Source organism: Singulisphaera photorubra (assembly GCF_045290345.1).
In the GTDB taxonomy this organism is placed as follows: Bacteria; Planctomycetota; Planctomycetia; order Isosphaerales; family Isosphaeraceae; genus Singulisphaera.
The window spans coordinates 10,682,466-10,697,564 of the sequence record NZ_CP155447.1 but is presented as its reverse complement, the minus strand read 5'-3'; the positions used below and the strand labels follow the sequence as shown (position 1 = coordinate 10,697,564).

At 61.3% G+C, this 15,099-nt stretch carries 12 protein-coding genes; 6 read left to right on the top strand and 6 right to left on the bottom strand.

The annotated features are described in order from the left end of the window. The first annotated feature begins 311 nt into the window (after positions 1-311). The 3 genes from V5E97_RS39965 to V5E97_RS39955 all read left to right on the top strand — a co-directional run bounded on the left by V5E97_RS39965 (position 312) and on the right by V5E97_RS39955 (position 3,048). Complete coding sequence (locus V5E97_RS39965) at positions 312-536, top strand: hypothetical protein (RefSeq protein WP_406697133.1); 225 nt, start codon at positions 312-314, stop codon at positions 534-536. Positions 537-1,607: 1,071 nt separating this feature from the next. Further along, positions 1,608-1,820 carry a hypothetical protein gene (locus V5E97_RS39960; RefSeq protein WP_406697131.1) on the top strand — a complete coding sequence of 71 codons (213 nt, stop codon included), beginning with the start codon at positions 1,608-1,610 and terminating at the stop codon, positions 1,818-1,820. A 172-nt stretch (positions 1,821-1,992) separates the two neighbouring features. Continuing rightward, positions 1,993-3,048 carry a DUF1559 family PulG-like putative transporter gene (locus tag V5E97_RS39955; protein ID WP_406697130.1) on the top strand — a complete coding sequence of 352 codons (1,056 nt, stop codon included), beginning with the start codon at positions 1,993-1,995 and terminating at the stop codon, positions 3,046-3,048. Positions 3,049-3,624: 576 nt separating this feature from the next. Here the strand turns inward: V5E97_RS39955 and V5E97_RS39950 are convergent. The 3 genes from V5E97_RS39950 to V5E97_RS39940 all read right to left on the bottom strand — a co-directional run bounded on the left by V5E97_RS39950 (position 3,625) and on the right by V5E97_RS39940 (position 5,370). Next, positions 3,625-4,221: a hypothetical protein gene (locus tag V5E97_RS39950; protein ID WP_406697129.1), complete on the bottom strand. Its 597-nt coding sequence runs from the start codon at positions 4,219-4,221 to the stop codon at positions 3,625-3,627. 67 nt (positions 4,222-4,288) lie between these two features. Then, positions 4,289-4,522 (bottom strand): tyrosine-type recombinase/integrase, encoded by a 234-nt coding sequence (locus V5E97_RS39945; protein ID WP_406697128.1) that lies wholly within the window; start codon positions 4,520-4,522, stop codon positions 4,289-4,291. Between the two features lie 521 nt (positions 4,523-5,043). Continuing rightward, positions 5,044-5,370, bottom strand: a complete 327-nt coding sequence (locus V5E97_RS39940) for a hypothetical protein (protein ID WP_406697127.1) — start codon at positions 5,368-5,370, stop codon at positions 5,044-5,046. 530 nt (positions 5,371-5,900) lie between these two features. On the opposite strand from V5E97_RS39940, the gene V5E97_RS39935 reads away from it, so the two are divergent. Together V5E97_RS39935 and V5E97_RS39930 are read left to right on the top strand one after the other, a co-directional pair. Then, on the top strand, positions 5,901-7,043 hold the full coding sequence (locus tag V5E97_RS39935) for a DUF1559 family PulG-like putative transporter (RefSeq protein WP_406697126.1): 1,143 nt from the start codon (positions 5,901-5,903) through the stop codon (positions 7,041-7,043). A 105-nt stretch (positions 7,044-7,148) separates the two neighbouring features. Continuing rightward, entirely contained in the window at positions 7,149-7,592 is a 444-nt protein-coding gene (locus V5E97_RS39930; RefSeq protein ID WP_406697125.1) for a hypothetical protein, read from the top strand. A gap of 155 nt (positions 7,593-7,747) precedes the next feature. On the opposite strand, the gene V5E97_RS39925 is transcribed toward V5E97_RS39930, so the two are convergent. From V5E97_RS39925 to V5E97_RS39915, 3 genes are all read right to left on the bottom strand, one after another. Then, positions 7,748-10,378 carry a bifunctional YncE family protein/alkaline phosphatase family protein gene (locus V5E97_RS39925; RefSeq protein ID WP_406697123.1) on the bottom strand — a complete coding sequence of 877 codons (2,631 nt, stop codon included), beginning with the start codon at positions 10,376-10,378 and terminating at the stop codon, positions 7,748-7,750. A 460-nt stretch (positions 10,379-10,838) separates the two neighbouring features. Next, positions 10,839-11,093 carry a hypothetical protein gene (locus V5E97_RS39920; protein ID WP_406697122.1) on the bottom strand — a complete coding sequence of 85 codons (255 nt, stop codon included), beginning with the start codon at positions 11,091-11,093 and terminating at the stop codon, positions 10,839-10,841. Beyond that, the gene (locus V5E97_RS39915) at positions 11,090-11,986 is read right to left on the bottom strand and encodes a hypothetical protein (protein WP_406697121.1); all 897 of its coding nucleotides are present in this window, start codon (positions 11,984-11,986) and stop codon (positions 11,090-11,092) included. The genes V5E97_RS39920 and V5E97_RS39915 overlap by 4 nt, the downstream gene beginning before the upstream one ends. Positions 11,987-12,797: 811 nt before the next feature. Here V5E97_RS39915 and V5E97_RS39910 point away from each other — a divergent pair. Further along, positions 12,798-14,471 (top strand): caspase family protein, encoded by a 1,674-nt coding sequence (locus tag V5E97_RS39910; RefSeq protein ID WP_406697120.1) that lies wholly within the window; start codon positions 12,798-12,800, stop codon positions 14,469-14,471. Positions 14,472-15,099: the final 628 nt, after the last annotated feature.

Genomic DNA, 15,099 nt, shown 5'->3' with positions numbered 1-15,099 from the left:
AAGCATATGATTTGTCTCCATGCGTGTTGGAGATCAACGCCTCGACGATCGACCGCTGGAATCCGGCGTTGAAATTATGGTTAACTCATTGGTTGGTTGGGTGTTACGTTAATTGTCTGTCGGGGCCGGCGAGAATTGTCAATTTTCTGCTTGTATTTTTGAGCTCATTGGGGCAACGTTGAAATCTAAGTGTGAATAATATTGAGTCAAGTTGGTGCGACATCGTCTTACACGATTGCCGAAGGTCAATGTTTCGGACACATCCCGAACACTCGTGCGCAGCTATCAATTCGACCTTCGGCTGATCTGTAATGAGTTCCGTCTCACCCCTCTGGTCGCTCGAAATCCATGATTTCAAGCGTCTGCGATTTACTCATGCGCTTCTACGCGTGGACTTCGTGATCTCGATGGGGTGCGGCAAGGGTTACGATACGACCGGTGATGTCGGAATCGGTGCTCCTTGGGACGTCAATCCGAACTTTCTGGAAGCCGATGCGCAGAGAGTCCGGGTGAAACCGGAGGCAGAAGACTTCTAAGGAGTGCTCAAGATCAAGCTGACTTGGGTTTCACTCAGCAGATGCAACATGAGCCATTATTTTAGTCGTATCAATAGGATACTCGCTTTTATCGAAACCTTGGATTCGAGTATTGGGTAGTTGTTTAGAGGATAATTGTCTGAGATGTCGGTATAAATCGTCATCGACGACTCATGATCAGGCCGCATGACTAATCCGTTCTGTCGTCAAACGTTAAGTTCGCCCCCGGATCGCTTTCGGTTTTGTCGATTTTTGAGCCATTTATATTCATTTGGATCAGAGGAAACGAGGGCAAGAGCCAATGTGACCGTATCGTCTCCTGGCCCCATCTTTTCGTCTGCCCAGTACCTGCCGACCAGTCCAGCAATTTTCACTCTACGTGCCGGTTATTTGTCATCGCTGTCGAGGAGGTCGTCGACGTCGTCTCGGCGCACCGGATCGGCATCGGCGGCTTCTTGCTTCGGCCTCTGCTTCGGAAGTTAGCGAGGTGCTCGTGCTTTCGCCGTGAGGGACTGCCTGGCGTGTGGCGAATCCACGTCGATAGGGACGGTTGGCCGTGGGCAGGGCTAGGAAGAGGCGGGTAGGGAAGCACGCGAGAGGAACGGTTCCCTTTTCGCTACGCGATACCGGGGAATTGGCCGTAAAGCCATGCGCCCTATCGATTTTAATCAGATTGCGATGTCTCTATTCTGTCACGATTCGTGTTGATCCAAAATTCTCGGAATCTCCATGGTCGCCTTTCGGAGTTTGGCGTGAACAAGACTATGGTCCTCCCAGGATTGCGGGAGTGGGTCCCGGTCTCCCTTGGGGTTATCCAAAAACTTCCCGAGATGTGGGGTAATTAGGACTTTTGCGTGTCATATTAATGAGATATGCATGGCTACGAAAAAACGCTACAGCTTGATACTTGATTTTCACGTCCAACCCGATAAGGTGTGGCATGTGGCTAAATTGTTGGAGGCATTCGCACCTTCTCGCAATCAATGCTCAACTCGTATTCGTATCTCGAGGGCCGTGCTCGGAGGTCGAGCCGACCTCTTATGACCGAGTCGTTCACGGAGTTTGCCGATCATGCATCTCAAGTTTTTCATCGGTCTTGCCTCTCTGGGGCTGCTGGGACTTAGCAACTCCGGATGCTCGGGTCCGTCCGATCCGGTCGCGGCCACCGCCGGGCAAGTCACCGTCGCTCCGGAGGCGACGCTGAAACCGGAGGAGTTCGCGAAGGTCGAGCAGGAGGCCATGAAGAAGCAGGCGGCAGCCGACAAGAAGGCCGGAAGAAGGTAATCATTCATCCCCCCGGTACCCAGTGCTGTCGATCATGGCGGCCGGGCCCAGTTCGCGGTGGTCCGGTCGCCCCGGTCGCGGAAGGCCAGGGCCCTTCAGTCGTCATGTCCCGTAGTTCGTTCGGAACACGTCCGTTCTTTTTTTTATTGCACTAAAATTGGAAGGGGGTCCCATGAAAAGCAGACGGAGACGCGGCTTCACGCTTATCGAGTTGCTGGTGGTGATCGCGATCATCGCTGTGCTGATTGCCCTGTTGCTCCCCGCCGTGCAGTCGGCCCGCGAGGCGGCCCGCCGATCGCAGTGCGTCAACAACCTGAAGCAACTCGGCCTGGCCGTCCATAACTACGAGAGCAGCACCCAGTGTATCCCTCCGGCGGGCACCACTTGCGGCGCGCAGCGTTACTCGATGAAGGCCCGCATCCTCCCCTATATGGAGCAAACGGGGATCTATAACGCATTCAACTGGAACTTCATTCCGTACAATTGGACCAACCCCGGCACGATCAGCAATACCTGCAACGGCATTGCGTACGTCGACGATTACGTGGTCGGCAGGGCCGTGAACGTCACCGCCGGCTCGACCAAGATCAGCAACTTCCTGTGCCCCTCGGATCCGAATATAGGCAATTCCGGCACGTGGAATATCAATGGTTATCCCTATCCCATCGCAGGGAGCAACTACGCGACCAACGATGGCACCGAACGCCGCTATACCGGCAGCAAGACGAACGGCGCCGCTTGGTGGACAGGCGGCGACGGCAATGTCGGGATCGTTCTTACCCTCGCCAGCATCACTGATGGGACGAGCAACTCGGCCCTCTTCAGCGAATTCGTCAAGGGTCAATCAGGCAAGAATCTCCCGGGCCTAAATATTGTCTGGACCAATGCCACTGCCCTTGGAGCCGGTGGTTCCGTCCAGGCCGATGCCGCCTCCTGCCAGAAGTCCACGGTCATCAACTGGGACTATAAGGGCGAATACTGGAACCACCAGGACAGCGGCCGTGGCGGGACCTACCAGCACACCAACCTGCCCAACACCAAGTCCTGCGGGGCCGGTGGCTGGGGATATGACGGTCAGATCGCGGCCAGTTCCTATCACTCCGGCGGGGTGAATGTCCTGTTCCTCGACGGCACCGTTCGGTTCGTCAAGAGCACGGTCTCTCCCGCTTCATGGTATGCCATCGGCACCGTGAACCTGGGCGAAGTGGTTAGCGCAGACGCCTTCTGAGTGGGGAATCGGGTTAGAGTCGGGAAAGGGGGCGGGAGTCGATATCGCGATATCGGCTCCCGACCCTTTGATTTCCTCTGAATGGCATGAAGCGAACGACAAGGTGAAGCGATTGCAGCGGGGGGGGGGGAGATAAAGAACGACCCAGACCGGACCAGATTGCCAAGATCCTCCGCGAGATCCAGGCCGACCTCGACGCCGGCCTGAACGTCCACCAAGCCTGCCGTAAGGCCGGCTATGCTTTGACGACGCACTATCGCTGAAAGGCCTTCCAGGAAGACTCTGCCGTTCAACTTGAACTCGAATCCGTCCTTTAGGTCTGATGATTAACCGGGCATGTTTTATCGGAAAATCACACTTAAACACATCATGTTTTTTTGTAAGTTCATGGTCCACTTTATTTAGGGAGAGACATCCTGCTGATCGGTGGTTGCACCTTTACCTTGCATCGTTCTACCACCAGACGCGTTGTTTGATGAGGGGCCCGGGGGACGAGGTGAGTCTTATCTAGTTCGCGTCGAATGTGCCAAGAATTAAAAATGTGTGGATTTTGTTTGACTGGCAGGGATCAATGGCTCACCAGAACACCACGACGAGAACCAGATAGACCGGGATCAGGAGGCACCAGCAGACGCCCAGTGCTCGCCCGAATCGGTCGATCCAGCCGTGCTCCGGTCTCCATCGGCCGATCAGAGCCAGAGCCGTCCAAGCTACCAAGACCGCCGAGGAAAGGGCCAGCATCCCGAACACGGCCGCGACGTCGAGCACGACAAAACCGACGCCGATGACGAGGCCGGCCAGCATGGCCTCCACGGCGACCATCCCCGGTTGTAGGAGCACGTGGCCCATAGGCGGCCTCGGCTTGCGCAACCGCATGAGGACGAACGCGAGCGACCCGACGAGGTTTAGCACGATTAGCCCGAAGCTCGCGAAAAACACGGGGGCCAAGGCGACCTCTGGCCGAGTCGACAGATAGTCCCACAAGTCCGATAATCCAGAGAACTTGTCGAAGGGAACGCTGCTCAAGCTTGCCCGGAAGAGAGGAAAGAGAATTCGGGAAAGCGCAAGGCTGATTGCGGTCCCAGCCACCAAGATCAGCATGTCGCCCAGGCCAAACCTCCGGCAGGTGGTCAGATTGGCCTTTTCTTTTGCCGTCAAATTTATTTTTAGCATATGCTAGCTAATCGTGTGTGTTGATGGGAATTCCGGATAGCATCGAAAGTCCGACCCTGTCGACGGCTCAGTGGGGTCGGTCCTGTTCCCGCCGCCAAGCCCGCACTTCCGCGTCGGCCGTCGCGTCCGACTGCTCGGCGTACCGCAACATGGTCTGGAGGTTCCTGTGCCCCAGCCGCCTCTGGATCGTCGCCAGGCTCACGCCCCCGTTGACCAGTTCGGTCGTGTGCGAGTGGCGCAATTGGTGGAGGGTGCACGCCCCCCCTGCCCGGCCACAGTACCGCGCCCAACGCGCTTGCACCGATTGAGGGGCCGAAAGACAGCCATGTAGGAAACGGTGGAAACGAGGGCGGGCAGCCTGGGGACGAAATGGGCCGGTTCCGGCCAGGCATGCGGGCGGTTTGTTCAGATTCCGGGGGCGAACTGCGGGCCGATGGACCATCTCTGTCGCTGCAGGTGACGCTCGCCACACTGGTAATATCAGGGGAGTGACCCCACACAGCCGGATCCGACGTTGGTGATCGGACAGAGCGCCACGCTTTTACCACGGCTTTGCGCCACGGGGACAGTCGACGTTATTCGGTCCCTCGGCCGGGTCGTCACTCTGTGGGATCAGGCTCCCCTGACGCGTTCGATGGTAGCATATCCACCCCCAACTTCGCCAAGACCGCGGGGAGAATCTCGCCCAAGAGTTGCGGACCGGTTCCCCGCTTCGACCGGGACCGCGACAGTTCCTCGGTCAGCGGGACCGCCTCCGACCGATGCTCCGATCGGGGAAGCCGGTACACCGACGAATTCAAGATCGGCAAAAGATGTGCATAGTCAGTCTTGTGCGCTGTCGAAAACTTGATAAGCTTGCCAAGTACGTAATGCCGATGCTGACAACTCGAATTTAAAGGGAATCAGGAGCCGATATCGCGATATCGGCTCCTGATTCCCTTTTTTCGCTGTCCCCCTTTTTTTTCGCTCGAAACCGTTGACCGCCACGCGATGGATGGCGGAGAGGTCGGTGTCATCGGTTTTGTTGCCGGGATCGGCGGGCTGGCGAAATTGCTTGGTGGCGAAGGGATGGACGCTCCGGACCTCAAAGCCGGCGGCCTGGACCGGCATGTGAAACCGCCCCGGGCGTTCGACCACGATGATCACCACCCCGAGCCGAGAACCTCCCAGGCCTTCCCGCTGAAGTTCCTGGCTGCTATGGCTCCTCCTATCGCGGGAATCCCGAAAATTCAACGGTTGATACGATATCCTTCCCCGATCTATCATACCCTTGGATAAAATACTGCAGCATACGACGTGCACCTCTCTTGACAGGAGGGCGACCAACCCTCGGGCCACAGGGCGAGGGCTCTAATGGCTTGGTCTCGTGTTCCGAAGGATTACACCGAACGCCGGAGCCTTGCGACGAAGAAGTACATCCACCCGGTTGTCCTCCTCTCGCCGATCGCCCGACACCGGGCTCCTGGGGAGAGCCGGACCTCCCGCCGGTCCAGGTCGACACGGATAGCCATCTCCTACCACCCCGGCCTGGGACGAAGAAAACGCACCAGAAAGCAGCCATGCGGCCGCCGTCGGAGAAGAGAAGTGAGGTGAGGAAAAGGCGAAGAGAAGACCCACGTGTGTTCCGAACTCGAGTCGTCCCCCCGATTCTTTGATATCCAGGACGAGGAATTACACCGATGCGACGATCCTTCACCAGTCGGCGCGGCTTTACGCTGATCGAGTTGCTGGTAGTCATCGCGATCATCGCCGTGCTCATCGCCCTCCTGCTGCCGGCGGTCCAGGCAGCCCGCGAGGCCGCCCGACGCTCGCAGTGCGTCAACCATCTGAAGCAGATCAGCCTGGGCATCGCCAACTACATGGACACCTTCGGCTCGACCCCGATCCATGAGTATCGGAGGTCAGACGAGTATGGTGGCACGGCGGGGTCGTCGGGCAACCGGGGCTGGCACTGCCAGATCCTGCCGTTCATCGAGCAGTCGACGCTCCATAACGCGATCAACTTCACCTATTCCGATGGCTTCTACGGGGCCAACAACATCGTCAACGGCGTGAACGGCACCGCGCACAAGGCCCAGATCGCCACCTTCCTCTGCCCGTCCGACGGCACCACCTGCCTCCCCCAAGACGGGGTCGTGAACGTCGCCGGCGGCAAGCTTGGCAACAACAACTACGCGGGCAACTCGGCCCACCCCCGCAACGTCCTCATGCCAGGCGGCACACCCGTCGGCAACAACTTACCGCCATCGCAAGGGGTGATCTCCACGTCCCGCATGTACACAACGCAGGGCGGTTGCGCCACCGCAGGCAGGGCGGCCACGACCAATCAGAACGTCAGCATCGCCAGCATCACCGACGGGATGTCGAACACCGCCGCCGTGAGCGAGTCGCTCATCAACGACGGCTCGGGCAAATCCAACGATAAGCGTCGGAATCTGCACTACACGAGCTCTCGTCTGATCGAACAGAACGACGTCCCCGCCATCGTGGCCGTTCGCGACGGCCTGGCCGCCCCCCTGAACTGGCCGGGCTGGAGCATGTACAAGGGCTCGACCTGGGCCTTCACAGACGGCTGGGAAGGGCACCTCTATGCCCACCTCTTCCCTCCCAATGCTCCGCCGATTCATGTGTATGCTGATAACACATTGCGATGCTTCGAGGGGGATACGGCGATGAACCCCACGAGCAACCACCCCGGCGGCGTGAACGTCGGCTCGATGGACGGCTCGGTCCGGTTCATCAAGAACACGATCAACCTGCCGACCTGGTGGTCCTTCGGCACCCGCAACGGTGGGGAGATCATCTCGGCCGACTCGCTCTGAGGATCTCCCCGGGGGCCGGATCAGGTCGACGCTAATCCCCCGGGGGTGAAGACACGCGCCCTCCTTTAAACTCGCGAAATCCAGGCAATCGAGGTTCTCCCTCCCATGCGCATGACCTCATCCCTCATCTTCGCGCTGTTGACCCTCATCGTTTCCGCAGGATTCACCGGCTGCGGGAATCATGCGGTCGAATTCGACAAGGACGCGGAACACAATCCGGAATCTCTCGCCCAGGAGTTCCTCTTTCGCTACAAGGCCCTCCCCGACCGCGCCTCGACCAAGCAGAAAGCCCAGATCGCAGCCCGGGAAAAGGCCGAGGCGGCCGTGCCCGATGCCGTCGACCAGACGAAGTCGGAACGCGGCGCAACCACCAAGAAGGTCACCGTTCCAACCCTGGACGGCCTGCTCACCGAGACCGAGGGGAGGGTCGCCGGGGTTCCGGGCATGTCCCGCACCGAAGCGGGTAGCAAGGTCGTCGAAATCCTCGCCAAGGAGCCGGCCATCACCCCCGACGATCTCCAGTTGATCCGCGAACGTCTGGCCCAGTGACGTCGGGGACCACAGCCCGCGCGGGGACTCTTACAGGCTCCGGGTGCCCTGAGAGAGTCCCCACTTCATGGCGTCAGCCTTGCAGGAGCACCGCGAGTCCTGGCCCGGCGAGCCAGGACTCACGAACCCGGGCGGATGCCCGGGGTGGACCGGACTCAATCGTCGTCATCGTCGTCATCGTCGTCGCCCTTCACGCCGATGAGCCGACGCGCCGCGAGCCCCTTGCCGTGCGCCCCGGCCAGTTCCGCCGGATAGCGCGCGTCGAGGCCCTTGGCCCGGTGCCAGAGGATCCGGTTCATGGCGTCGTCCTCAACGCGATCAGGCACCCGGAAATTCTGCTTCAGGCTGAGCCGGGCCCAGTGGAGCTCCGGCCCCTCGAGCCCGCTCAACTTGGGATTCAACTGGCCGATCGGGACGTTGGCCGGGAGCGCCTCATATGGGGAGAGGTCGGGTGTCTCCTGGAAGCAGGCCGACATCAAGGGGGACATCGCGTCCATCTGATTCATCGGCGGGCAGCCGAGGATACGCTCCATCGTGTGCAGCACCGAGGTCTGGTTGTAGAAGTCGTGGACCACGGCCCCTCGCTTTGTGTAGGGGCTGATCACCAGCGAGATCGAGCGGTGCCCGTCGATGTGGTCGAAGCCGTCCTGCGGGTCGTCCTCGATGACGAAGATGCAGGTCTTCGGCCAGAATTTGCTCCGGGACAGGCCCTCGACGATGCGGCCCAGCGCCAGGTCGTTGTCGGCCATATAGGCATTCGGGGTCGGCATGTCGGGCGAGGTTCCCGAAGTGTGGTCGTTCGGCAAGTGGACGATCGTCAGGTTCGGCCACTCGCCGTTCGCCTCCGCCTCGCGGAGCGCTTTGAGGAAGATGCCGGCCCGGACGACGTCGGGGATTCCCATGTTCCACCCTGGATAGCCCGGGGCACTGTAACGCCGCAATGTCTCGATGCCGATCTTGGCCTCGAAGCCGATCGTCCCCTTACCGTCCTCATAATCCTTGAGGATCTCGGTGTAGGTCGCCGTCTTGGGGACCGGGGTGGCATAGTCCATCTCGCCGTAGTTGCGGAACGAGAGACCGTGCAGCAGGACGTTGTCCCAGAGGAACCCGGTCGAGGAGTATGTCAGTGGGTCGTCGCCGTAGGTGTAGCTGCGGGTGAACCCGCCGAAGGACTTCTCCAGGTGGTCGGTAACGTTCCCCTCGGTGGCCCAGGAGTGGCCGTCGGCGGAGACGACCCCATTGCAGTAGAAGTTGTCGAGCAGGACGTAACGCTCTGCCAAGGCGTGGTGGTTGGGGGTGATCTCACGCCCGTAGATGCAGAGGGCCGGGTCCCCTTCTCCCCTGGGGATGTCGCCGAAGACCTGGTCGTAGGTCCGGTTCTCCTTGATGACGTAGACGACGTGCTCGAAGACGGAGGGCTCGCCCAGCCGCTTCGGCACCGGCACCGGGCCGACGCCGGCGTGGGCCTGCTCCCAGGCGCGGAGCATCTGCGGGATCCGGGCGTCCGTCCGGACCTGCTGGGTCTGCACGGCCAGCTCGTCGATGCCCGGCACGGGGACTTTCGAGACGACGCCGAGGTACGCCTTGGCCGACCGGCCCTTCGGGCTCGGCGACTCATTGCGCGACCCGAACCCCTTGACGTTCGCCACGAACAGCTCGCCCCCGTCGGCGACGACCGCCCCGGGATACCACGCCGTCGGGACGAACCCGCGCACCTTGCTCGCGCCCGGGGCCTCGCCCTTCTCCGGGGCGGGTGCCAGGTCGACGACGGCCAGGGCGTTGTTGCCCCCATTGGCCACGAACAGCGCCCGGCCATCGGCGGACAATGCGAGGGCATTCGAGGCGCTCCCGAAGGGGAGCGACGGCTCGGGGCGGACGAGGATCGTCTCCACCACCGTCATCCCGGCCGTGTCGATGACGGTGACGGTGTCGGAGTTGGCGTTGGCCACGTAGAGCCGGCCCGAGCCCGCGTGTGAGACGAGGTCGGCGGGGTGAAGGCCCGTCGCGACCTCCGCGACCTGCTTGCCCGCGACGAGGTCGACCTTGCCCACGGTTCCGCTCTTGCCGACCCCGCGCTCGTCGATCAGAACCGGGGTCCCCGACGACGGGGCGGTCTTCTCCCCCGTGCGGGGCCGTCGTCCTCCCCAGTTCGAGACGAAGGCCGAGGCGCCGTCCGAGGACAAGGTCACGTCGAACGGGGCGACGCTGACCGGGATCTCCTTGACGAGCTTCCCCTCCGCCAGGTCCACCACGCCGAGGGTGTTATTCCGGGAGAGGCAGACATACGCCGTGGCCCCGTCGGCCGAGAGGGCGATGCCGCATGCATGCGAGGCTCCTTTGCCACCCGGACCCGGCAGCGCGATCCTTCGGGACCAGGCGAGCGACCCGTCCGCGCCGACGGTCGCCTCATCCAGGGAGTCCTGGGCGGTCGTCGCGAACACCCGCGTCCCGTCCGCCGAGATGGCGATCCCGTGCATCGAGCCTCCCCCCTTGGGGAAGGCGAGCTCCTGCACGATCTTCCACCCCTCACGGTCGATGGCGACGAGGCCCCGGTGGTCCTTCGCGTAGAGCCTTCGGCCCCCGGGGGCCAGGACGAGGTCGACGGGACGACCTCCGTACTCGATCGCCTGTCCCGCCGGCCGGAGGACCTGCTTCGTCGGCGCGACCCATCCCCGGCCGTCAGAGGTCGGCCCCACCCGCTCCGCTTCATCCCCGGCCGCCGGTGTCGTCGTCATGACGAAGACGAGGACAACCGCGACGCCCCACCAGTTCCCGCGATTCTGCATCCCCAGACTCCTCGGCCCTCAGGTCGCTTTGCCTGCACTCCGGCCCGACACTATAAGGCGAGGAACCGCGACGGGGCAAGGAGCCGGACAGGGCTGTGACGACCCCGAGTGACAGGGGCAGGACGAGGAGACGCCTACGAGCTTGGCCGGCGGCCAGGCACCTAAAGAAGGTAAAGCGGGGAACCGCGAAAATCTATCGAATGAACCGCTGCTGATCTTTCGCAACAGATATAGACATATCGCTGAAGGGCCTGGTCACTGGTCACTCTCTGAAGGGCCTGGTCACTGGTCATCCCAGACTTCCCTGCTGAAGTGCCTGGCCACTGTGGCCGTCCAGTTGAAGTGGACCAATAAATGGGGAACAGCCCGCCCCGCATCCTCGAGATCAAAACGAATCCGGAGGTGGGGCGGCTCCCCCCCCCGGACGCGGAGAACGCCACGCTGGGTGGTGAAGCTCCGCTCAGTTTGGATTGGTCCTCTCGACGCGATCCTCGTCAAAATCCTCAACCTTGGCACGCTGCGCGGAGGTCAAGATCGGGTTCAGAACATCCAACTCCGCCTGTCTGAGGGCCTTGCGTTGCGTACGTTGGTCTTTGTACTTCGCCACGAAGTTGTCGTGGATGTCGCGGATCTTCGACCGCTGGTCGGCGGTCAGTTCTAGCTTGTCGCCGACCGTTTCCAGCCGTTCAGCCATGGACTCGCGGAGATGCTTCATGGCCTCGGCCCGGTCATTCTCCCAGGCGCGACCCCGATGAGGACGATCCGGTCCTCGGCGAAGTTCTTGAGCTTCTCGCGCTGGGCGGGGGTCAGGACGGCACCGAACGCTTTGAGCTCGTCCCGGAGCAACTCGCGACGCTCGTCCCTGAGAGCCCGGTACTTCTCGGCGAAGGGGCGGTGGGCCGCGACGATCCGCTGACGCTGGTCGGTGTTAAGCCCGAGAGAGTCGGCCACGGCATCGAGTCGCTCGGCGACAGACGCCGCCATTTGGGCGCGGACGCATGGTTCCTCGATCGCCTCGCGCGCCTTTCGCCGCTGCTCGGGGGTCAGCAGCGCGGCGAGGTCCTTGAACTCGGCCTCGACCAGATCCCGACGCCGGGCACGTTCGGCGCGGTATTTCTCTGCGAATGGGGCCCAGGCCGCGCGAATTTGCTTGCGTTGCTCGTCGGCCAAGCCGAGCGAGGCGCCGGCCCCCTGAATCCTCTCGGCGATCGTGTCTCGCATGTCGGCGAAATGGGGCCAGTCGCGCTCGGCGGCCTCGGTTTTCCTCACCTCGATGCGATCTTCGGCGAAGTCTTTGATCTTGTCACGCTGCTCGGGGGTGAGGATCGCGCCCAGGGCTGTCAACTCCGACCGGAGCAGGTCGCGCCGCTCGCCCCGCAGGCTCTTGTACTTCTCCTCGAAGCTGGCGTGAGTCTCGCGGATCTTCGCCCGCTGGTCGGCGGTCAGTCCCAGCTTGTCGCCGACCGACTCGAGCTTCTCCGCCACCGACTGCACCAACTGATCGACCTCCGGCCTGAGGTCTTTCTCATTCTGGGCGCTGGCCCCGCGCCCCGCGCCCAGCACGGCCACGAGAGCGGGAACGATCCAGTAGTACCGAGTCATTCTCATCGTACGACCCTCCGGGGGAAATGGGGAAGACTTGGGCCTCGCCCTTCTCGTCCCCTTTGGAGCAGGGGAGGTCACACGCAACCGAGGTAACATCAAACCGAGATTTCCCAGACCATCGGGGATCTCCCGGATGAGTCCCATCCGACCCACCGATTTGCCTTACATGGTCGATGACATAGCGCATTTAATCAGGAAAACTGAATAAATCAAGGGCTTTTTTTATTTGACATGTCATGTCATTTCAGAAATGTTGTAGCGAATGCTTTCGGTTCTGGCCGACCTCGGTGCAGAAATTGGGGTATGCTTAATTGTTAAAGAATTTTGTGCAATCTAGGTAAGATCATGCGGTGCTTGGGGCTCCAAGCACCCCGACCGGATCGACGCGCTCACGAATCAAGGGGACATCGCGCGACCAGGGCAGTGTCGGTTGGCCGGCGCCGAGCATTTATGATCGCGGCCGTCGAGGCGGTCCGCGTCCTCGGATCCGAGCACCCAGCCACACGCGCGGCCGAGGTGAGCCTCAGGCAATTCGGAGGACATCCCCGCTGAAGTGCCTGCCTGCTGTGGCCCACCCGGAAAGTGGCCGGTGGCCTGGCACCAAAAGAGGGTGAGACGGGGGACTTGGAGAATCCACCGAATGAGCCGCTGTTGATTTTTCGCCACATAAGCACTGAGGTGCCTGGCCACTGTGGCCCCCCCAAATGGGGATTCCGTCGAGGGGATAAGTCGTGCTGGATAGCTCTTGGGCCTGGTATGCTCTCGTGATGGCGCCTTTTCGATTAAACACCGACACGATGATGCGGAGAAGGGCATGCGTATCCACTGGACTATCGGGGTCGCTGGTGCCAGTTTGATGGTCCTCCTGCTCATGCTCCCGGCCTTGGCCCAGCGAGATCCAGGTCGGGGCGAGAAATACGCCCTCCTCGTCGGCGTGCGACGATACGATCCCAACCAGCTGCGATCCCTCCTTTACTCCGAACCCGATGTTGTCGACCTGGCCGCGACCCTCAAGGCTCAAGGCTACAAGCCCGGCAATGTCATCCTCATGACGCAGACGACCGGCGCCGAGGATCCCCGCTTCGCGCCCGAGGCGGCCAAGATCCGCAAGGAACTGACGCTGCTCCTTGAGGGCATGGAGGAAGAGGACAGCGTGATGGTCGCCCTGGCCGGCCACGGCGTCCAGTTCCGGGGCGAGGCGGAGAACTACTTCTGCCCCTCTGACGCCAGGCTCGATGACCGTCGCACGCTCATCCCGCTCGGTGAGGTCTACAAGGAACTGGAGGCCTGCAAGGCGGGGCTGAAATTGCTCCTGGTCGACGCCTGCCGCAATGACCCGCAGTCAGACAACTCGCGTTCACGGTCGGTGGTCAACCTGGAGAGCGTCACGCGGCCCCAGCGGGTCCTACCGCCGGGCGGGGTGGTGGCCTTTTTCAGCTGCTCGGAGGGCGAGCGTGCCTTCGAGCATTCGGACCTCAAACATGGGGTGTTCTTCCACTTCGTCATCGAGGCGTTGCGAGGCAACGCGGCCGGGTCGGGCGAGACGGAGGTCCTGATCCCCGATCTGGAGAAGTACGTCAAGCGGAACGTTCGCGACTACGTGCGGGACAAGTATGGGGAGCGGCAACGGCCCGAGATGCGGGGCACGAGCCGGGACCTTGTGCCGCTGGTGAGGCTGAAGACCGGACAAACTCCAGAAAGGCACCTCGGTCCTCGCAGGAATCTTTACGTCCTGGCCGTCGGCATCTCGAGCTATGTCCTGAAGGATCTGAACCTCCGTTTTGCCCACAAGGACGCCACGGATTTCGCCAGCGTGTGGCAGAGCCAAGAGGGCGTTTTCTACTCGAACGTCGAGACACGCGTCCTTACCGACGCGAACGCCACAAAGTCGAATATCCTAGCAGGGATGGACTGGTTAGCACGTAGCGCGTCAGATCAGGACGTGTCTATTGTGTTCGTGTCGTCGCACGGCATGCGTGATAGCTCGGGTGAATATTTCTTAGGGACGCAAGAGATCGACCCGGACCGCCTCCAGGCCACCGGCATCCGAGTTGCTGAATTTGCCCGTAAAGTTGCCATTTTGCCAGGTCAGGTCCTCGTCTTCACTGACACCTTTCGCACAGGCGGCCTGGGCGCCAAGCTTGTGGGCGACCCGCTCCGCGTTCTGGTCTCGGACGAAGTGGGAGCGATGCTGTTTGCGTCGTCCACCCCGCGCGAGGAGAGCCTCGAGTATCCTAACCTCAAGAATGGTGCGTTCTCCAAGGCGATCCTCGACACCCTTCAGGATTCCGCCAGCGACCTTGATAAAGACGGCAAGCTGACGATCACGGAGCTTGATTTCTGGATCGACAACCGCGTGCAGAAGTTCACGCGAGGGCAGCAGCATCCAACCACCCACAGGCCGCACACGATCTCGAACTTCGCGATCTACAAGTTCACCATGCCCGCTGTTCCTTTCAGCGGCTCTCCACCGGGAGGCACGCCATGACTCCCTGCTCGACACAGCGCCCATGCCAGGACGAAACCGGGAATGCCCCGGTAGGATGCGTTGGTAAACACCAGTATTTCTTTAAGCGAATCATTTGCCTGAAGCCGCCGACGACCGGGCACCCCCGATCGGCCAGCCGGCCCGCTTGATAGCTAGTACAAGGCGGCTAAAGAACACCAACCAGTACCGTTAACCAACTTCGGCTTCACCGAGGAGAGCCAGCGGATCGGCTTGGCCATGGTCAAGTTGAAGTACTCGTTGAACGCCAGGATCCGCGCCTCGAGGTCCGTGACCGGAGATTTAAAGGGGTCAGGAGCGAATGGTACGAGGATAAGGATTCCGCACAGTACCTTTTCAGACTCCTGTACACTGTTTTTGCGACGAAAACCAGTGCACGCCCGCTCTTGACCTCGTGCCATTCGCTCCTGACCCCCCCCCTTTTTTTTGTTCCGCTTTGAACCGCGTCGCCAAACTACCCCTGAAAAGTGTGGGAGGCGAGTTAATCGAACCACTGGCATCGGGCGGGTGTCGGATGCGAGGAGGTCATTGAGGGCCAGACCCGGTCAGGGTGTCAGGAAGTGTGGTAACCGCCATCGTCATGCTCGGGCCGGCCCCGTCCACTCGTTGG